We start from the raw sequence: 19,071 nt of genomic DNA, 5'->3' as shown, positions 1-19,071 counted from the left end.
TGCGACCGCGGTGAAGCTCCAAGACGCCCGTGTTAACGCTAACAACGGGCGGCAGGCACACCTGAGGGAGCCATCCATGTCAGGTAGTCGTCACGCGTCGGTGGACCGCCGCACCCTGCTCGTGGCCGCCGCGGCCGGCGCGCTCGCCACCGCCTGCGCCACCGCTGAAGGCCTGCCCTCGGGCGAGGTCGCCGTGCTCGGCGACAGCACCGCGTGGGAGAAGCCCATGACCGCCGCGGGGGCGGCCATGAAGTCCGTCGCGCAGCTGCGCCTGGTGCCCGAGGTCAACCCGTCCCTCGAGTCGTTCGAGCAGATCGTGCGGTCCTCGCTGCGCACCGACAAGACGCCGGACATGCTCAAGTACTGGTCCGGCTACCGGCTCCAGGACCTGGCCCGCACCGGCGGCATCGAGGACCTGACGGACCAGTGGGACAGCGCCGTCGCCAAGGGCTGGGTGGATCCCTCGCTGCGGGAGGCGTTCACCTACCGGCGACGGGTGTACGGCCTCCCGATGAACCTCGCCTACTGGGTGATCTTCCACAACCCGCAGGTCTTCCACGAACACGGCATCGAGACCCCGGAGACCTGGGACGGCTTCCTCGGCGCGTGCGGGCGCCTGAAGAAGGCGGGCATCACACCGCTGCACGGCACCGCGGCCGACCGCTGGCCCTCCTTCATCTGGTTCCAGGAGATCCTCAGCCGCCAGGACCCGCGGTTCTACCAGGACCTGATGAACGGCCGCGAGCGCTACACCGATCCGCGGGCCGAACGCGCGCTGCGCACCATCGCCTCCTTCTTCGACAAGGACTGGTTCACGCCCATGGACCTGAGCCACACCGACGCCGCCGCCGCCCTGGTGCGCGGCACGGTGGGCATGGTCGCCTGCGGCACCTGGCTCGGCTCGACGCTGGCGGGGGCGGGCGGAAAACCGGGCAACAACGTCGGCGCGTTCGTGCTGCCGATGGCCGACCCGAAGGCCCGTCCCAGCGTCGTCTTCGAGTCCAGCGCGCTCGTCGCCACCGTCAAGGGCGCCGACCACGACGAGGCCGTCGAGGCCACCGGCTCCTGGCTGCACCCGGCAGTCATGCGGGCCTTCTCCGGCGCTCTCCAGGACGGCTGCCCCAACCCCGAGGTCCCGCCCGCCAACCCCGTCATCGGAGGCCTCGCCGAGAAGGTGCGCGGCGACAAGCTGTGGCTCCTCAACCGCTTCTGGGAACAGGGCCCGCCCGAACTCGTCGAGGCGACCGTCGACGACCTCGCGGGCTTCCTCCTGAACCCGTCCTCGTACCGCAAGACGCTGCGCACCATGCAGGACCGTGCCGACGACGCCTGGCAGGTCTGGCGGGAGGCGGAGAAGACATGACCGGAACCGCGACCCCGGCACACGGCGCGACGCAACCCGTCCGCGTGCGCCGCAGGGTGCCCACCCGCACCCCGCACCAGGCCGCGAAGGCGGGCGGCGGCAGGCTGGGCGGCCCCCTCGCCGCCCTGCCCTGGACGCTGCCCGCCCTCGCCCTCGTCGGTGTCCTGCTCGTCTATCCGTTCTTCCGCAGCGTCTACGGAAGCTTCTTCGAGGACAACGGCTTCACCAGCAGCTTCACCGGACTCGACAACTACGCCGGACTCGCCGACGACCCGATCTTCGGCCGTTCGGTCCTCAACACCCTGATGTGGGTGGCCGGGACGCTGCTGCTGCCCGTCCTCGCCGGGCTCCTCATCGCCGTCGCCACCCACCGGACGCGGTTCGGCGGCATCGCGCAGCTGATCATCGTGCTGCCGTTCGCGATCTCGGGAGCGGCCACCGCCGTCCTGTGGAACTTCATGCTGACGTCCGACGGCGCGGTCAACCAGGTGCTGCGCGGCGTCGGCCTGGACGGCTGGGCGCAGACCTGGCTCCTGGAGTGGCCGCAGAACACCCTCGCGATGATCGTCGCAAGCACCTGGCAGGCCACCGGCCTGAACGTCGTCCTCTTCGCGATCGGCCTGCGCGCCATTTCGCGCGAGACCGTCGAGGCCGCCGAACTGGACGGCGCGAGCGGCTGGCACATGTTCCGGCACATCACCCTGCCCCAACTGCGCGCCGTGACCGTCGTGGTGGTCGGCATGGCCATCGTGAACAGCCTCAAGGCGTTCGACATGATCTGGATCCTCACCAAGGGCGGCCCGTCCCGCTCCTCGGAGACCCTCGCGCTGAGCATGTACCGCGAGACGTTCCGGCTGTTCCACGTGGGCTACGGCTCGGCGATCGCGCTCGTCCTCTCCGTGATCGTCGTCGCCTCGTCCTGGACGTACCTGCGCCGCCAGATGCCCGGCACCGGCACGGCGGAGAGCTGAGGAGGCGCCATGGGACGCGCGGTGCGCACTGTCTTCGTCGCCGGATGCGTGGTGCTCTGGCTGATCCCGCTGTACCTGCTGGCCGTCAACGCCCTGACCCCGGCGGCCGAGTACGCGGGCAAGCCCGAGTGGACCGTGCAGGGCTTCGGCCTGTGGGAGAACATCAGGACCGCCTGGGACGTGGCGGGCATCGGCGACAGCTTCCGGGCCTCCCTGCTCTACGCCGTCGTGTGCGGCCTGGTCGCCGTCATCGTGGCGGCCATGGCGGCGTTCGCCGTCGTCGTCCTGCCGATCCCGCGGCCCGCGTTCTGGTTCTGGCTGATCTACTCCGGCACGCTGTTCCCGCTCCAGATGTTCCTCGCGCCGCTCTTCGGTCTGTACGCGGACGCCAATCTGTACGACACCAGGCTCGGCCTGATGCTCGTGTACACGGCATGGGCCGTGCCCTTCGCCTTCTTCCTCATCCGCAACCAGATGACGACCATGTCGCCCGAACTCACCGAGGCGGCGCTGCTCGACGGCGCGTCGTTCGGGCGGATCTTCTGGCGCATCCACGTGCCGTTGATGAAGGCGGGGCTCGGCGCCGCCTTCATCTTCCAGTTCACCGCCGTCTGGAACGACCTCCTCCTCGGCATCACCCTCAGCCGCAGCCCCGACGTACAGCCCGTCATGGCCGCCCTGACGACCCTCAACAACGCCTACGCGTCGACGGGACCACCCGTCATCCTGGCCGGCGCGCTCATCGTGTCCGTGCCGACCCTGCTCCTCTTCCTGGTGTTCCGCGGCCTGTTCCTGCGCGGCATCACCGCATCCGCCCGCTGACCCGACACCCCCCCTTCCCCGGGAGAGATCCGCATGACGACACGGGCTCTGGTCCGCACCACCGACTGGGACAACGACCGGATCCGCGACAGCCTGCGCGCCGACGTCGTGAGCGCCGAGGGAACGCTCGCGGACGGCACCGCCCTGCGGCTCACCGAGGAACCCCTCATGCGTCACGCCGACGACGGCACGCTGCTCCAGTCCTTGAGAGTCGAGACCGTCAACGGCGCCGCGCCACCGGGAGAGTTGAGCGCACGTACCGAATCCGGCGCAGCCCTGCCCTGCGAGCGCGTCGCCGGGCCAGGCCGCTCCGTACGGCTGCTGCTCCCCGCCGTCGACGCACCGGCCCGCGTCACCGTCGGCCTCCCCGGCTCACGGGACGGCATCGACGTACGCCTGACCCCGCAGCGACACTGGACCCTCCACCTCGTCCACCACTCCCACCTCGACATCGGGTACACCGACCCGCAGGGCCGCGTCCTCGCCGAGCACCTCTCCTTCCTCGACTCCTGCCTGGAACTCACCCGCGCCACCGACGACTGGCCCGCCGAGTCGCAGTTCCGGTGGTGTGTGGAGTCGTTGTGGTCGTTCCAGCAGTGGGCGCAGGCGCGCCCGGCCGAGCAGGTCGACGAGTTCGTACGACGGGTGCGCGAAGGGCGCATCGAGCTGACCGCGCTGCCGTTCAACCTGCACACCGAGACCTGCTCCACGGACGAACTGCACGAACTCCTGCGCCTGGCCCGCACCGTCCGCGAAACCCACGGCGTCGACTTCACCTCCGCCATGCAGACCGACGTGCCCGGCGCCGTCGTCGGACTCGTGGACGCCCTCGCCGCGGCAGGCGTCAAGTACCTCTCCGTGGCGCACAACTGGGCAGGACGCTCCGTCCCCCACCTGGTCGGCGGCGAGAAGCTGCCCCGCCTCTTCCGGTGGCGCGCACCGAGCGGCAACAGCGTCCTGGTGTGGGTCACCGACACCCCGCACGGCCTGGCCTACATGGAGGGCCCGCTCCTCGGCTTCGACACGGACTACGCGGACGTCGACGACCTGCTCCCCGCCTACCTGACCTCCCTCGCCACCAACCCCTACCCCTACCGCGGCGGCATCTTCGGCTGGGCCGTGGACCACACGGAGGTCAAGCGCGAGCCCTACCCGTGGGACGTCCTCCACCTGCGCGTCCAGGGCAAGTTCGGCGACAACGCGCCACCCCGCCGCGTCATCGCCGAAACCGTCCGCCGCTGGAACGACACCTGGGCCTTCCCGCACCTGCGGCTCTCCCGCAACGAGGACTTCTTCACCGACGCCGAGGCCAGGCTCGGCGGCGAGATCCGCACCTTCGAGGGCGACTGGACCGACTGGTGGGTCGACGGGGTCGGGTCGGGGGCGCGCCCGCTGTCCCTGGCCAGGACCGCCCAGTCCGTGGTCGCCGACGCCCAGACCATCGGCACGTTCGCCGCCCTCCTCGACGCCACGGGGGCCGAGGACGACAGCAGGGACGCCGCCGGGGTCTACGAAGCGGTGTCGCTCTTCGACGAGCACACCTGGGGCGCCGGCGACCCGTGGACCCACGGCGACGAGGGCGGCCACTCCGGAGAACACCAGTGGCACTGGAAGTACGGGCAGGCGATGCGCGCCCACGACGACGGCAACGCGCTCCTCGCCCGCGCGAGCGCCCGCCTCGGACAGCGGCTCGCCGCGGCGCCGGACGCGGCGGCGACGTACCACGTCGTCAACACCTGCTCGTGGCCGCGCACCGACGTCGTACGCGTCTTCCTGCCCGAGAGCACCGTGCCGCTGGAACAGCGGGTCACCGTCCGCGACGCCCGCGACGGACGCCGGCTCCTGCACGAGGAGCAGCCGCAGACCAACGACGACCACCGCGACGCGGGACGGTTCCTCCTCGTCCGCGTCGACGACGTGCCGCCCGCCGGATCTGTGCGCCTCGACATCCTCGCCGCGGCCGCCGAGCCGCACGAGGAACGGCGGAGCACGACGGTGAAGGCCGCCACCGGCTGGAACCCGACCGGCGGCACCGAACGGGAAGACCCGGCGGACACCGCGGCCGAAGCGCTCGCGCACCCCGAACCGACCCTCCTGGAGAACGAGTACTTCACCGTCCGCGTCGACCTCGCGCACGCCTGCGTCGCCTCCATCACCGACAAGAGGAACGGCCGCGAACTGGTCCGCCAGGACGCCATCACCGGCTTCAACGGCTACCTCCACGACAGCTACACCACCGCGGGCGCCTTCAACCACAACTCCAGCCGCACCATGGCGTCCGACCGCCTCGAACACCTCGGCGCCCGCGCCGTCCCCCCGCCCGCCGCGCTCATCGCCCGCCGCTCCACGCCCACCACCGAGTCGGTCACCTACGAGACCCGCCCGGCGGGCGCCAACCGGCTGCGCACCACGCTCACCCTCCGGCACGGCGTGCCCCGCCTCGACATCGAGAACCGCCTCGACAAAGATGCCCAACCGGTCAAGGAGAGCGCCTACTTCGCGTTCCCGTTCACCTTCGACGACCCGGTCGTCCGCATGGAGGCGTCGGGCGGTGTCACGGGCAGCGGCCTGCCGGTCGTGCCGGGCTCCGCGCTGCACATGCGGGCGGTGCGCCGCTGGGTGACGCTGGGCGACGACGAGCTGACGGTGGCCTGGTCGACACAGGACGCGCCGCTCGTCCAGTTCGGCAACATCGCCCTGCCCTACGCGCCGTTCCCGAAGACGATGGGCCACGACGAACCCGCGACCGTCTTCTCCTGGATCCACAACAACCTGTGGGACACCAACTTCCCCAGCGAGCAGGGCTTCGCATTCACCTACCGCTACAGCCTGGCCGGCGGTTCCGGTGCTGGCGGCCTCGGGCCACAGACGGCCGCCGCCTGGAGCCGCCCGATGCGCGCCGTTCGAGCCCGGGGGAGCTCGGACGGCGCGCCGTACCTGCCCGCCGCCCACTCCTTCGTCGACATCGACGACCCGCGCGTCCGGCTCGTCGGCGCCACCACACCGAGCCCAGGCCACGTCCTGCTGCGCCTCCAGTCGTTCGCGGAGCAACCCCTGACCTGCCGTATCCGCACCCGTTTCACGGTCACCGCCGCGCACCGGGCGGACTTCCTCGGCACCGCGTCCGAACGGTTGCCCTGCACAGGCGGCGAGACGACCCTCGACGTGCCGGCGCTCGGCACCACGGCCGTGCTCTTCGAGCGCCCCGACACGGGTGCGCCCGCGGACCCTTCCTGCCCTCCGCCGTTCGTACGTCCCTGAATTCCGGAGACCTGCCCCGAGGCTCCCGCAATCCGTACGTCTTGTCCGCACGAAGGAGAACGTGTGTACCGGCTCGACCCGCGCCACGCCCCCGCGCCCGGGACCGTCCTCGCCACCGGCTGGCAGGCCGTCGCCGCGCGCCTGCCCACGGGCCCCGCCACCGTCGCCGTGGACGGCCCGCCGACCGCGGCCTGGGACGACATCGCCGCACGGCTCACCGCGGAGCTGACCGCGCGCGGCACCGCCGTACGGACCCTCGACCTGCGCACCCACCACGCCCCGCCCGCCGAGGTGCGCCGCCGCACCGAATCCGCCGCGGACAGCGAGGACCCCTACTACGCAAGGCTCGCGGAGAACCTCCTGCGCGACCTCTTCGACGACCTTCCCCGGCCCCGGCCGCCGAAGGGCCCCGAGGTGCTCCTCGTGCACGGCCCCGGCGCGTCGCTCCTCCCGCACGACCTGCTCTGGTACGCCGACCTGCCCAAACGGCACGCCGAGGCGGCCGTCGCCGCGGGCACAGGACGCAACCTCGGACTGCCCGACGACAGCGGGAGCCTGCGACGGCTCTTCTACATCGACTGGCCCCTGCTCGACCGCCACCGGGACGCCCTCGCGCCCCGACTGGACGCCTGGCTCGACGTACAGGACCCCGAACGCCCCACGTACATCGACGGCACCGGGCTGCGCGCCACCCTCGCCGGCCTCGCCCGCCGGCCCGTGCGGACCCGCCCCTACTTCAACTCCACGCCCTGGGGCGGACACTGGGCCCAGCAGAGCCTCGGCTTCGACCCCACCACACGGAACACCGCGCTCGGCTACGAACTCATCGCCCCCGAGGCGGGCGTCCTCATCGGCACACACTCCGGCCAACAGGCCGAAGTCCCCTTCCAGTTGCTGTGCGTCCTGCACCCCCAAGCGATGCTGGGACCCGAAGTGGCCGCTCGCTTCGGCACCTCCTTCCCGATCCGCTTCGACTACCTCGACACCCTGGGCGGCGGCAACCTCTCCGTGCACTGCCACCCCAAGGCGCGGTACATGAAGGAGCGGTTCGGGTGGTCCTACACCCAGCACGAGACGTACTACATGGCCCTCGGCAGCCCGGACACCCGCGTCTTCCTCGGCCTGCGCGAGGACGTCGACCTGGACCTCCTGCGCAAGGAGATCGAGGAGGCCGCGCACGACGGCGTACCGATGGACCCCGAGGACCACGTCATGACGTTTCCCGCCGAACAGGGCCGCCTCTTCATGATCCCGGCAGGCACGCCGCACGCCTCCGGCGCGGGGCACGTCGTCCTGGAGATCAGCGCCACCCCGTACCTCTACTCCCTGCGCCTCTACGACTGGCTGCGCCCCGACGCCGACGGCCGCCCCCGCCAACTTCCCTACGAGCACGGCCTCGCCAACCTGGAGACCGGACGCCGCGGTGACGCCGTCGCGCAGGAGCTCGTCCAGGAGCCGCGCACCCTGCGCGAGGGCCCGGGCTGGCACGAGGAGCTCCTCGGCTCGCTGGACGAGATGTTCTACGAGGTGCGCCGCCACACCCTCGACGCGGGCGCCGAGGCCGACGACGACACCGCGGACCGCTTCCACGTCCTCAACGTGGTGGAGGGCGAAGGCGTCGCGCTGCACACGGCGGCGGGGGAGCGGCACTTGCTGTTCCGCTCGGAGACGCTGACGGTGCCCGCGGCCGTCGGACCCTATCGACTGGCCGCGGTCGGCGAAGCGCCGGTCAAGGTCGTCAAGGCGCTGGTCCGCGCGGAGCGGCCCGGCCCGACCGGCTCGCGAGGGGAGACATGAGACCCGTCCTCGAACTCGGCGGCACCCACGTCACCGCGGCCCTCGCCGACCCCGGCACGGCGACCGTGCTGCGCAGGGTGCGGCGGCCGGTCCGTGCGCGGGGCTCCGCCGGACACGTCCTGGGCACGCTCGTCCGCTGCGCCGGGGAGCTGGACGCGCCCGCCGGGGAGGTGTGGGGCGTCGCGGTCCCCGGACCCTTCGACCACGACAAGGGCATCGCCCGCTTCGCGGGCGTCGGCAAGTTCGACGACCTGTACGGCGTCGACGTACGCGCGGTCCTCCTCGACGCGGTGTGGCCGCGCCCCGCGCACGCGGTCTTCCTCAACGACGCGCACGCCTTCCTCCTCGGCGAGTGGCGGTCGGGCGCGGCACGCGGCCACGATCGCTGCGCGGGCATCACCCTCGGCACGGGCGTGGGGTCCGCCTTCCTCGTGGCGGGCCGGGCCCAGCACGAAGGCCCCGGCGTACCGCCGCAAGGCCGCGTCGACCTCGTCGTGGCGGGCGGCGGACCGCTGGAGGACACGGTGTCGCGACGCGCGATCCTGGCGCGTTACGGCGGCGCGGGCGGACCGCCGGATCCGAACCTGGACGTGCGCGACGTCGCGGACCGGGCGCGGGCGGGGGAGCGGCGAGCGCGGCGCGTCCTCGACGAGGCGTTCACGACCCTCGGCGCGGTACTCGCCCCGCACCTGCGCGACTTCGGGGCGACCGTCCTCGTCGTCGGCGGCGCCATGGCCACCTCGTGGGACCTCCTGAGCCCCGCGCTCCGCGCCGGCCTGGGAGATACTCCCGTCACGCTGCGCCCCGCGGGGCTGGGCGACGACGCGGCCCTCGTCGGAGCGGCGGCGCACGCGGCGACGGCCCCCTGACAGCCCCTCCGGGCCGCCGCGCCGAGGCAACACGCCGAACGGAACGGAAGGACGCCCGCCCCATGCCAGCACCGCACGAACCACAGAGCGGCCGGCCACCGCACGAACCGCGGGCGGGCCGACCGGCGCAGGACGCTCAGGCCGGGCTGCCCGCGCGCGACCCGGACGGGGGCAGGCCGGTGCAGGGCGCGCAGGGCGGCGGGCCCTCGCAGGACTCGGGCGGTCGCCGGCCGGTGCATGTCCCGGAGGGGGGCGGGCCGGCGCATGATGCGCAGAGCGGCCGGCCGCCGCACGAACCGCAGGGTGGCCCGTCGTCGCACGATCCGGAGAGCGGTCGGGGGTGGCGCGACGGGCGTGGCCGCGGGACGCGCGACGCGAAGAGCGGGCAGCCCACCCTGCGGGACGTCGCCGAGCGTGCCGGGGTCAGTGCGATGACGGCGTCGCGGGTGCTCCGCGATGATCCACAGGTCCTGCCCGCCACCCGCGCGCGCGTGCGGGCCGCGGCCGATGCCCTCGGCTACCGGCCCAACGAGGTCGCCCGCAGTCTCCGGCTCGGCCGTGGTACCGGACTCGTCGGTCTCGTCGTCACCAACCTCGCCAACCCCTTCTACTCGCGCCTCGCGCTCGGCGTCGACTCCGTGGTCGGCGAGCACGGCCTGAAGACCGTCATCGGCAACACCGGCCAAGACCTCGACGCCGAGCGGGAACTCGTCGCCGACCTGGTGGCCCGCCGCGTCGACGGGATCATCGCCGTGCCCGCGGGCGCCGACCAGCGGCACCTCGCCACGGCCGTGGCCGACGGAGTGCCCGTCGTCCTCGCGAGCCGACCGCCCGAGGGCTTCGCCGCGGACTGCGTCCTGGTCGACGACTTCGGCGGCGCCCGTGCCGCGACGGCCCGCCTCCTGGAGCGCGGCCACCGCCGCGTCGGCTTCCTCGGCTCGCCGCCCGCCGTCCACACCGGCACCGAACGGCTCCGCGGCTACGCGGCCGCGCTTGCCGAGGCAGGACTCGCCGTCGACGCACGCCTCGTACGCCAGGGCCAGACCGAGCCCCGGCAGGCCACGCGTGCCGCCGCCGAACTCCTCGCGCTCCCCGCACCCCCGACCGCGCTGTTCTGCTCCAACAACCGCAACACGATAGGCGCGTTTCGGGCGTTGCGGAACGCGGACGTGGGGAGCGTCGGCGCAGCCGACGTCGCTCTCGCCGGGTTCGACGACTTCGAACTGGCCGACGCGCTCGGCCTGCCCCTCACTCTCGTCGCGTACGACAGCGACGAGCTCGGGCGCGCGGCGGGCCGGCTCCTCGCCGACCGGCTGCACGGCCGGGCCGCGCCCGCCGAGCCGTGTCAGATCGTGGTGCCCACCAGCCTGGTGGAGTACGGCATGTGAGACGCCGTACGGGGAGTGCGTGAGGAGTACGTGAGCGGAACGAAACGCGTCGGCCCGTACGTTGAGCGGGTCGGGGCCGCGCCGTGCGCGCCCGGGAAAGCCGGCGGGAAGAGCCGAGGGACGGGGGGCACGCGTGTCGCAGCAGAGCCGTTCCGCGCGCCTCGCCGCATCCGCGGTGTCCCTCGTCGTCACCGTGCTGGCCCTGTTCGTCCCCTCCGCGGCGGCGTACGGGACACCGGCCGACGGACCGCTCGCCCGGCACACCGTCGTCGCGCACGCGGAGAAGCACGCCGCGCCCCACGACGCCCCGGCGCTCCACGTCACCGTCACGCACCGACTTGACGCCCACCTCCCCGGCCCGCAGCCGGTGGGGCCACCGCGCACGGCGGTCGACACGGCGCCGCACCGCGCCCTCGGCGGACCCGACGCCCGCCCCGGGACCGTCCCCGCCACTCCGCGGCAGGCCGGGGCGGAAGCCGCCCCGCGCGGGCCGCCCCGGCGATGAGCACGCAGAACTCCCACGACGCCTGACCCGGCGCGCACACCGCGTTCGCGACGCCCCGGTCACGCGTCCTTCCGCCCTGCCCTCATCGTGGAGAACCCATGTCCCGCGCGCCCCTGTGGCGGGCGATCGTCGCGCTCGCGGCCGTCGCCCTGTCCCTCTACATCGCCCTCACCCAATCCGCTCGCCTCGGCCTCGACCTGCGCGGCGGCACACAGATCGTCCTGGAGACCAAGGACTCGCCCACCACCGAGGCGGACGCGGAGTCCACCGACCGCGCCCTGGAAGTCCTCAGGCAGCGCGTCGACGCACTCGGCGTCTCCGAACCCGGCATCGCACGCTCCGGCGAGAAGCGCATCATCGTCGAACTCCCCGGAGTCCAGGATCCGCGCAAGGCGGCCGAGGTCATCGGCCGCACCGCCCAGCTGACCGTCCACCCCGTCACGGGGGAGTCCGCCGAGAAGGGCACGGCGAAACCCGCCGCCGACGGATCACGGACCCTGCCCGACCCCGACCGCGAAGGCAGCTACCTGACGCTCGGCCCCACCGCGCTCACCGGCCAGGGAGTCAAGGACGCCCGCGCCACGCTCGACCAACAGTCCCTCGCCGGCTGGCTCGTCACCCTCGACTTCCGCAAGGAGGCGGGCGACACCTGGGCGAAGATCACCGGCGATGCGGCCTGCGCACCGCAGAACGCCCCCGAGCGGCGCGTCGCCATCACCCTCGACGACAAGATCATCTCGGCGCCCGGCGTCAACCAGGGCGTGCCGTGCAAGACCGGCATCACCGGCGGCACCACACAGATCACCGGCGACTTCAGCCAGTCCGAGGCCCGCGACCTCGCCGCACTCGTCAAGGGCGGCGCCCTGCCGGTGCCCGTCGACGTCGTCGAGCAGCGCACCGTCGGCGCGACGCTCGGCGCCGACGCCATCGAGGCGAGCGCCACGGCCGCCGTCATCGGCATCGCCCTGACCGCCCTGTTCATCACCGTCGTCTACCGGCTCATGGGCGCCCTCGCCGCCCTCGCCCTCGCGCTGTACGGCCTCATCTCGTACGCCGCCCTCGTCGCACTCGGCGCGACGCTGACTCTGCCCGGTCTCGCCGGGTTCGTGCTGGCCATCGGCATGGCCGTCGACGCCAACGTGCTCGTTTTTGAACGCGCACGGGAGGAATACCTCGGCGTCCGCTCCGCCGACCTCGCCAAACCCGTGCGCACGGGCTTCGCGAAGGCGTGGAGCGCGGTCGTCGACTCGAACGTCACGACGCTGCTCGCCGCGGGGTTGCTGTTCTTCTTCGCCACCGGACCGGTCAAGGGCTTCGGCGTGACCCTGTCCATCGGCGTCCTCGCGTCGATGCTCACCGCGCTCGTCATCACCCGCGTCCTCGCCGACTTCGCGGTGAGCCGCGAGTTCGTGCGCGAACGGCCCGGCCTGACCGGCATCGCCTCGACGGGCCGCGTCCGCAGCTGGCTGGCCCGCCGCAAGCCGAACCTGGTGCGCCACCGGCGCCGCTGGCTCGGCGCCAGCGCCCTCCTGGTCGTCGTGGCGGTCGCGGGCATCGCGCTGCGCGGCCTGGAGTTCGGCGTCGAGTTCACCGGCGGCCGCCTCGTCGAGTACAGCACCAGCAGGCCCGTCGACGCCGACACCGCCCGCGGCGCCGTGTCCGACGCGGGCTTCCCGCGCGCGGTGGTGCAGGAGTCCGGGGAGGGCGACATCTCCGTACGCACGGAACGCCTGACCGACGCCGAACAGCAGCGCGTGAAGGAGGCCCTGGAAGGGCCCGGTGGCACGGTCACCGTCGAGCGCGACGAGATGATCGGGCCGAGTCTCGGCGACGAACTGCGCCAGAAGGCGCTCATCGCCCTCGGCATCGCCGTCGCCGCCCAGCTGATCTATCTGAGCGTGCGGTTCCGCTGGACCCTCGCGGTGGCGGCCGTCTCGGCGATGGTCCACGACGTGCTGCTCGTGGTGGGCCTGTTCGCCTGGCTCGGCAAGCCCGTCGACAGTGTCTTCCTCGCCGCCCTGCTCACCGTGATCGGCTACTCGGTCAACGACACGGTGGTCGTCTTCGACCGCGTGCGCGAGGTGCGCCGCCGGGATCCGCGCGGCGACCTGGAGGCCACCGCCAACCAGGCCGTCGTGCAGACGCTGCCGCGCACCGTGAACACCGGCATGGGCGCCCTGTTCATCCTCACGGCCCTCGCGGTGCTGGGCGGCGACTCGCTCGCGGACTTCTCGCTGGCGCTGATCGCCGGCGTCCTGGTCGGTATGGCCTCGACCGTGTTCACGGCCGTCCCGATCGCTGTCGCGCTCGAACGCCGCAATCCGGCGGCGCCGCCCTCGCGGCCGGGCCGGGCGGGCGGCCCGGGCGACGTACCCGACGGCTACAGCCCGATCGAGGCGCGCAGGAGGAGGGAGCGGGGGACCGGAGCGGTCGTCTGAGGCACGTCGTCACGCGACCGGGTCACGTGTCCCGGCTCCACAGGTGCGGAAAGGGTATGTCGCTTAACGTACTCATATGGTCACAAAACGAAATGCATCCGCCGCCAGGCGTGAACGCCTCTCGCTCACCCGGGGCACGGGTCTGATCTGTGTCGCTGCCGCGGCCGGAGCGTTGCTCACCGGCTGCGGCAACGACGACGGCGACACCGCGAACACCGACTCCTCCACCGCGGGTCGGGCGGCGTCGCCCTCGTCCTCCTCGTCGTCCGACGCGGGAAGCCTCACGGACGACCAGCGGGAGCGCAAGGAACTCGTCCCCAAGGCCAAGGTCGGCTACGACAAGGCGCTCGACGCCGCCGTGGCGACGGTCGACAAGTCGAAGCCGGTCTCCATCGAGCTCAAGGGCACGCCGGACAAGCCGGTCTGGCAGACCGAGGTGGCGACCGCGGACGGCGCCGCCCACGATGTCGACGTCGACGCGGTGACCGGCAAGGCCGGGCAGGCGCGCGCCGACAACGACCAGGACCAGGACGACAAGCGCGAGCTCGCGGACTGGCTGAAGAAGGCGACCGTCACCCCGCAGCAGGCCGCGCAGACCGCCACGGACAAGAAGAAGGGCACCGTCACGTCGGTGGAGCTCGACGACTCCGACAAGGGCGACACGGTGCTGTGGTCCGTCGACGTCGTCACGACCGACGACTGGAACAAGACGACGTACGACATCGACGCGACCAACCGCAAGATCCTCCGGGAGCACGTCGACCGGGACTGACTCCCGACCGGCGTCGCCCCTCCCCGGAGGACCTCGGTCCGTGCGGCGCCGGCACCGGCGCGAGGATGGACGCATGGATGTTCGTCAGCTGGAGTACTTCCTCGCGATCGTCGACCACGGCGGTTTCAACCGGGCGGCGTCGGCCCTCTACCTCTCCCAGCCGTCGCTGTCCCAGGCGGTGCGGGCGCTGGAACGGGACCTGGGCAGCAGCCTGTTCCACCGCATCGGCCGCCGTGCCGTGCTCACCGAGGCGGGCACGGCGCTGATCGAGCCCGCCCGGGCGGCCGTACGCAGCCTTGAGACGGCCCGCGCCAGCGTCGCCGCCGTGCACGAACTGCGCGAGGGGCGGCTCGACATCGCCGCCATGCCCTCCCAGGCGGTGGAGCCGCTCACCACGATGGTCCGCGACTTCACCGGCCGCCACCCCGGCGTGTCCGTGAACATCCGGGCGGCGTTCACCTCGCGCGACGTCATCGACATGGTCCGCACCGGCGCCGCCGAACTGGGCCTCCTCGCGACGTCCGGCCCGCTCGCCGACAAGGAGGTGCTCTCGCACGACGTGGGCGAGCAGCGGTTCGTCCTGGTCACCCCGCCCGACGGGCCCTTCCCGGCGGACCGCTCGGTGGCCCGCGAGGAACTGGCGGGGCAGCGGTTGATCGTCGGGCAGCGGGGCACCGGCATGCGCGCGTACGTCGACGGGCTGCGTGAGCGCGGCATCGACTTCACCATCGCCGCGGAGACCGAGCACCGCGTGGCGATCCTGCCGCTGGTGCTCGCCGGGGTCGGTCTCGCCGTGGTCACCGAGTCCTGGCGCACGACCGCCGAGCGGGCCGGTGCGCTGGTCCTGGACATCGAGCCGCGCACGACGCTGCGGATCGCGCTGGTGAGCCGCAGGGCCGAGCAGTCGCCGGCCGCGCGGACGTTCCTCACGTGTGCGCTCGACGCGCACATATAGGCGTGCCCTATAAGGCAGATCGGCAGAGCGTCTTGGACGCCCGAACGCCCCCGTTGCTGCAATCAGGGCATGACCCACCACCACATCGCACTCATCCCCGGTGACGGCATCGGGACCGAAGTGCTGCCTCCCGCACAGCGGGTCGTCGACGCGATCGGCGCCCGCCACGGCTTCACCTGCTCGTACATGACGTACGACTGGTCGTGCGAGCGCTACGCCCGCGAGGGCGCCATGATGCCCGAGGACGGGCTCGACCAGCTGCGCGACAAGGACGCCATCCTGCTCGGCGCGGTCGGCTACCCGGGCGTGCCCGACCACGTCTCGCTGTGGGGGCTGCTGATCCCGATCAGGCGGGGCTTTCGCCAGTACGTCAACGTCCGTCCGATCCGCGTCTTCGAGGGAGTCGAGAGCCCGCTGCGGGCCGCCGCGCCCGGAGAGGTCGACTTCGTCGTCGTACGCGAGAACGTCGAGGGGGAGTACAGCGAGATCGGCGGACGGCTGAACCGCGGCTTCGCGGAGGAGATGGCCGTCCAGGAAGCGGTGTTCACACGCGCGGGAGTCACCCGCGTCCTCGACTACGCCTTCGACCTGGCCGCGCGGCGCGACGGCAGGCTCACCTCGGCCACCAAGTCGAACGGCATCGTGCACACCCTGCCGTTCTGGGACGAGCTGGTCGCCGAGCGGGGCGCGGAGCATCCGGCGGTGGTGTGGGACCAGGAGCACATCGACGCGCTGGCCGCGAAGTTCGTCCTCGACCCGGCCCGCTTCGACGTCGTGGTCGCCTCCAACCTCTTCGGTGACATCCTCAGCGACCTGGCCGCCGCGGTGGCCGGTTCCATCGGCATCGCCCCGGCCGCCAACCTCAATCCGGAGCGCGAGTTCCCCTCGATGTTCGAGCCGGTCCACGGCTCCGCACCGGACATCGCGGGCCGCGGCATCGCCAATCCCCTGGGCGCCATCTGGTCGGCGGCGATGATGCTCGACCACCTCGGACACCGCGCGGCGGCCGACGAGATCACGGCCGCCATCGCCGCGGTGCTCGCCAAGACCGACGTGCGCACCCGGGACCTCGGCGGCGACAGCACGACGACCGAGTTCACCGAGAAGCTCCTCGAACTGCTCTGACACGTTCCCCGGCGAGGAGTAACGACATGGCAGCAACCGCGTCCACCACCCCCGGCACCCCACCGGCCGCTCCACCGTCCGAAGCCTCCACGCCCTGGTACCGGCAGCTGTACTTCTGGGTCCTGACCGCGATCGTCGCCGGCATCCTGACCGGCTGGCTCCGGCCCTCGGTGGGCGTCGCCCTGGAGCCGGTGGGCACCACGTTCGTCTCGGCGATCAAGATGCTGATCACCCCGATCGTCTTCCTGACGATCGTCGCGGGCGTCGGCGGTGTCGACAGCCTGCGCCGGGTCGGCAGGGTGGGCCTGAAGTCCCTGCTCTACTTCCAGGCGGGAACCCTCGCCGCGCTCGCCGTCGGGCTGATCGCCGTCAACCTCTTCCAGCCCGGCGCCGGCGTCCACGCCCACCCCGGCGACCTGCGCCTCTCCGGCGACGCCGCGCAGTACGTGAAGGACGGCGAGGGCCAGAGCTGGTGGCACTTCCTCACCGACATCGTCCCCTCCAGCGCGGTCGGGGCGTTCGCCGAGGGGAACATCCTCCAAGTCATCTTCTTCGCCGTCCTGTTCGGTGTGGCACTGAAGGCCGTGGGCCCCGTGGGCGCACCCCTGGTCGACGGCGTCAACCGGCTGAGCGCGGTCGTCTTCAAGATCCTCCACTACGTGATGCTCGCCGCCCCCGTCGGCGCGTTCGGCGCCATGGCCTACACGATCGGCAAGTACGGCATCTCGACGCTGACCAGCCTCGGCCGCCTCATCGGCCTGTTCTACGGTACGTCGCTGTTCTTCGTCGTGGTCGTCCTGGGCGGCGTTCTCGCCCTGCTGCGGATCAACGTCCTCCGGCTCCTGCACCACCTGCGCGAGGAGTTCCTCATCGTCCTGGGCACATCGTCCTCGGAAAGCGTGCTGCCGAGGGTCATGGCCAAGCTCGAAGGGCTCGGCGTGCGCAGGGACATCGTCGGCCTGACCGTGCCGACCGGCTACTCCTTCAACCTCGACGGCAGCTCCATCTACCTCTCCCTGGCCGCCGTCTACATCGCCCAGGCCACCGACACCCCGCTCACCCTCGGCCAGCAGCTCGGCCTGCTCGCCGTCATGATCCTGACGTCCAAGGGCTCCGGAGGCGTCACGGGCGCCGGGTTCATCGCCCTGGCAGCCACGCTCTCCACGGTCGGCACCGTGCCCGCCGCGGGCATCATGCTCATCTTCGGCATCGACAAGTTCATGTCCGAGTGCCGGGCCCTGACGAACCTCGCGGGCAACAGCGTCGCCACCCTCGTCGTCGCCCGCTGGGAGGGAGTCCTCGACACGGCACGCGTCAACAGGGTCTTGCGGAGCGGACTTCCCGAGCCGTCGACCGAGCCCTCGAAGGAGTCGGGCGGGCACGGAACTTCGACGGCGGGGAAGGCGTTGGCGGAGTGACGCGCACAAGCGCGTGGACGAGCGAAGCAGTCGAGGTGGCACGGATGGCGATGTGGGACCGGATCAAGGACCAGGCCAAGGGTCTTCAGCAGTCGCAGGGGTCGCGCGGCTCCGGCGGCCACGGACGACCGGGTTCGGGCTCCGGCGGGGGATCGAAGGCCCAGCTCGTGGGCGTGCTCAAGACCCAGCTGGCCTCCCTGAAGACCGAGCTCAAGAGCGGTGCCTACCGCGACGCGAGCATGGCCATGTGTGCCCTGGTCGCGGCGGCCGACGGCTCGGTCGACCCGGCCGAGCGCCAGCACGTGGAGTCGCTGATCGTGCAGAACGACGTCCTGCAGAACTTCCCGCCGGACCAGCTGCGGCAGCGGTTCAACAAGCACGTGGACCAGCTGTCGCTCAACTTCCAGCAGGGCAAGACCGAGGCGATGCAGGAGATCGCCAAGGCGGCCAAGAAGCCGATGGAGGCCAAGGCGGTCGTGCAGACCGGCTTCGTCGTCGCCGGCGCGGACGGGTACATCGCACCGGCGGAGGAGCAGGTCCTTCGCGAGGCGTGCGCGGCGCTGAACGTGTCCCCGCAGGAGTTCGGTCTCTGAGCGGGCAGGACCGGTAACCGGCAGGGGGTTACGCGGCCACGGTGTCCAGCGCCGGCCCGATCACGTCGAAGGCCCGGTCGAGGAGTTCGGCCGGGTCCTCGGCGCCGTCGCTGCCGCTCCACCGATGCAGCGCGGCGTCGAACGCGGTGAGGGCCATCCCCGCGGAAAGCCGCGGGTACAACTCGGCCTCGGGGTCGAGCCCCGTGCGGCGGCCCATCTCCTCCGTCAGGTCGTCGCGCCACCGTGCCTGCCGCTCCAGGAAGCGGGCCAGCAGGGCGGGCGTCCGCAGGATCAGCTGCACCACGCTCAGCGCCCGCTCGGAGTGGTCCGAGCGGTCGGAACAGACGGCGAGGGGGACCCTGACGGCGTTCCGCAGCGCTTCCGCGGGGGATTCGCCCGCGGGACGGTCCGCCAGCTCCGCGCGCATTCCGGAGCCCATGTCGGCCAGGAACTGGACGACCACGTCCTCCTTGGACGCGAAGTACCGGAAGAACGTGCGCCGGGACACTCCGGCGGTGGCGACGATCTCGTCGATGGTGACCGCGTCGTACCCCTTCAACGCCAGCAACTGCAGCGCGGACTCGGTCAGTTCGTCCGAGACCAGACGCCGCTTGCGCTCGGCCAGGCTCACACGGGGCTGGGAAGTCACCGGGTCATCGTACATGTCGGGCGTTCGCATGCAGTTCTTGTCACTCAGGGGCAGAGCGGCATTCCATGCCGCACATGGCGAGGAATGCCGCTCTGCCGAGGTGCCTGTCGGGGCGTCTGGGGGGGTGTCCGCGGGGCGGCCCCGG

15 protein-coding genes are annotated in these 19,071 nt (G+C 72.2%); 14 read left to right on the top strand and 1 reads right to left on the bottom strand.

Annotated elements, in window-relative coordinates:
- The first annotated feature begins 76 nt into the window (after positions 1 to 76).
- The 14 genes from AC07DO_RS07345 to AC07DO_RS07280 all read left to right on the top strand — a co-directional run bounded on the left by AC07DO_RS07345 (position 77) and on the right by AC07DO_RS07280 (position 18,277).
- Positions 77 to 1,363 carry an ABC transporter substrate-binding protein gene (locus AC07DO_RS07345; RefSeq protein ID WP_479057684.1) on the top strand — a complete coding sequence of 429 codons (1,287 nt, stop codon included), beginning with the start codon at positions 77 to 79 and terminating at the stop codon, positions 1,361 to 1,363.
- A complete protein-coding gene (locus AC07DO_RS07340; RefSeq protein ID WP_479057683.1) occupies positions 1,360 to 2,334 on the top strand; it encodes a carbohydrate ABC transporter permease in 975 nt (324 codons plus the stop codon). Before AC07DO_RS07345 ends, AC07DO_RS07340 begins: the two co-directional genes overlap by 4 nt.
- A gap of 9 nt (positions 2,335 to 2,343) precedes the next feature.
- Complete coding sequence (locus AC07DO_RS07335) at positions 2,344 to 3,156, top strand: carbohydrate ABC transporter permease (RefSeq protein ID WP_479057682.1); 813 nt, start codon at positions 2,344 to 2,346, stop codon at positions 3,154 to 3,156.
- Between the two features lie 33 nt (positions 3,157 to 3,189).
- Positions 3,190 to 6,417 (top strand): glycoside hydrolase family 38 N-terminal domain-containing protein, encoded by a 3,228-nt coding sequence (locus AC07DO_RS07330; protein WP_479057681.1) that lies wholly within the window; start codon positions 3,190 to 3,192, stop codon positions 6,415 to 6,417.
- Between the two features lie 63 nt (positions 6,418 to 6,480).
- Complete coding sequence (locus AC07DO_RS07325) at positions 6,481 to 8,214, top strand: class I mannose-6-phosphate isomerase (protein ID WP_479057680.1); 1,734 nt, start codon at positions 6,481 to 6,483, stop codon at positions 8,212 to 8,214.
- Positions 8,211 to 9,083: an ROK family protein gene (locus AC07DO_RS07320; RefSeq protein ID WP_479057679.1), complete on the top strand. Its 873-nt coding sequence runs from the start codon at positions 8,211 to 8,213 to the stop codon at positions 9,081 to 9,083. Before AC07DO_RS07325 ends, AC07DO_RS07320 begins: the two co-directional genes overlap by 4 nt.
- A gap of 395 nt (positions 9,084 to 9,478) precedes the next feature.
- Positions 9,479 to 10,471 carry a LacI family DNA-binding transcriptional regulator gene (locus tag AC07DO_RS07315; RefSeq protein ID WP_479058550.1) on the top strand — a complete coding sequence of 331 codons (993 nt, stop codon included), beginning with the start codon at positions 9,479 to 9,481 and terminating at the stop codon, positions 10,469 to 10,471.
- A 133-nt stretch (positions 10,472 to 10,604) separates the two neighbouring features.
- Entirely contained in the window at positions 10,605 to 10,976 is a 372-nt protein-coding gene (locus tag AC07DO_RS07310; protein WP_479057678.1) for a hypothetical protein, read from the top strand.
- Positions 10,977 to 11,074: 98 nt separating this feature from the next.
- Positions 11,075 to 13,414, top strand: a complete 2,340-nt coding sequence (gene secD, locus AC07DO_RS07305; protein WP_479057677.1) for a protein translocase subunit SecD — start codon at positions 11,075 to 11,077, stop codon at positions 13,412 to 13,414.
- A gap of 76 nt (positions 13,415 to 13,490) precedes the next feature.
- The gene (locus AC07DO_RS07300; RefSeq protein WP_479057676.1) at positions 13,491 to 14,186 is read left to right on the top strand and encodes a PepSY domain-containing protein; all 696 of its coding nucleotides are present in this window, start codon (positions 13,491 to 13,493) and stop codon (positions 14,184 to 14,186) included.
- A 73-nt stretch (positions 14,187 to 14,259) separates the two neighbouring features.
- Positions 14,260 to 15,141, top strand: coding sequence for a LysR family transcriptional regulator (locus AC07DO_RS07295; RefSeq protein ID WP_479057675.1), 882 nt, complete (start codon positions 14,260 to 14,262; stop codon positions 15,139 to 15,141).
- 69 nt (positions 15,142 to 15,210) lie between these two features.
- Positions 15,211 to 16,266: a tartrate dehydrogenase gene (locus AC07DO_RS07290; RefSeq protein ID WP_479057674.1), complete on the top strand. Its 1,056-nt coding sequence runs from the start codon at positions 15,211 to 15,213 to the stop codon at positions 16,264 to 16,266.
- 26 nt (positions 16,267 to 16,292) lie between these two features.
- Positions 16,293 to 17,684 (top strand): C4-dicarboxylate transporter DctA, encoded by a 1,392-nt coding sequence (dctA, locus tag AC07DO_RS07285; RefSeq protein WP_479057673.1) that lies wholly within the window; start codon positions 16,293 to 16,295, stop codon positions 17,682 to 17,684.
- Positions 17,685 to 17,728: 44 nt separating this feature from the next.
- Entirely contained in the window at positions 17,729 to 18,277 is a 549-nt protein-coding gene (locus AC07DO_RS07280; protein ID WP_150221634.1) for a tellurite resistance TerB family protein, read from the top strand.
- A 28-nt stretch (positions 18,278 to 18,305) separates the two neighbouring features.
- Here the strand turns inward: AC07DO_RS07280 and AC07DO_RS07275 are convergent, their stop codons facing one another.
- Positions 18,306 to 18,941 (bottom strand): acyl-CoA-like ligand-binding transcription factor, encoded by a 636-nt coding sequence (locus tag AC07DO_RS07275; protein WP_479058548.1) that lies wholly within the window; start codon positions 18,939 to 18,941, stop codon positions 18,306 to 18,308.
- Between the last annotated feature and the right edge of the window lie 130 nt (positions 18,942 to 19,071).

It is taken from the genome of Streptomyces sp. NPDC045678 (assembly GCF_056432085.1).
This window is presented reverse-complemented; position numbering and strand designations above follow the sequence as displayed.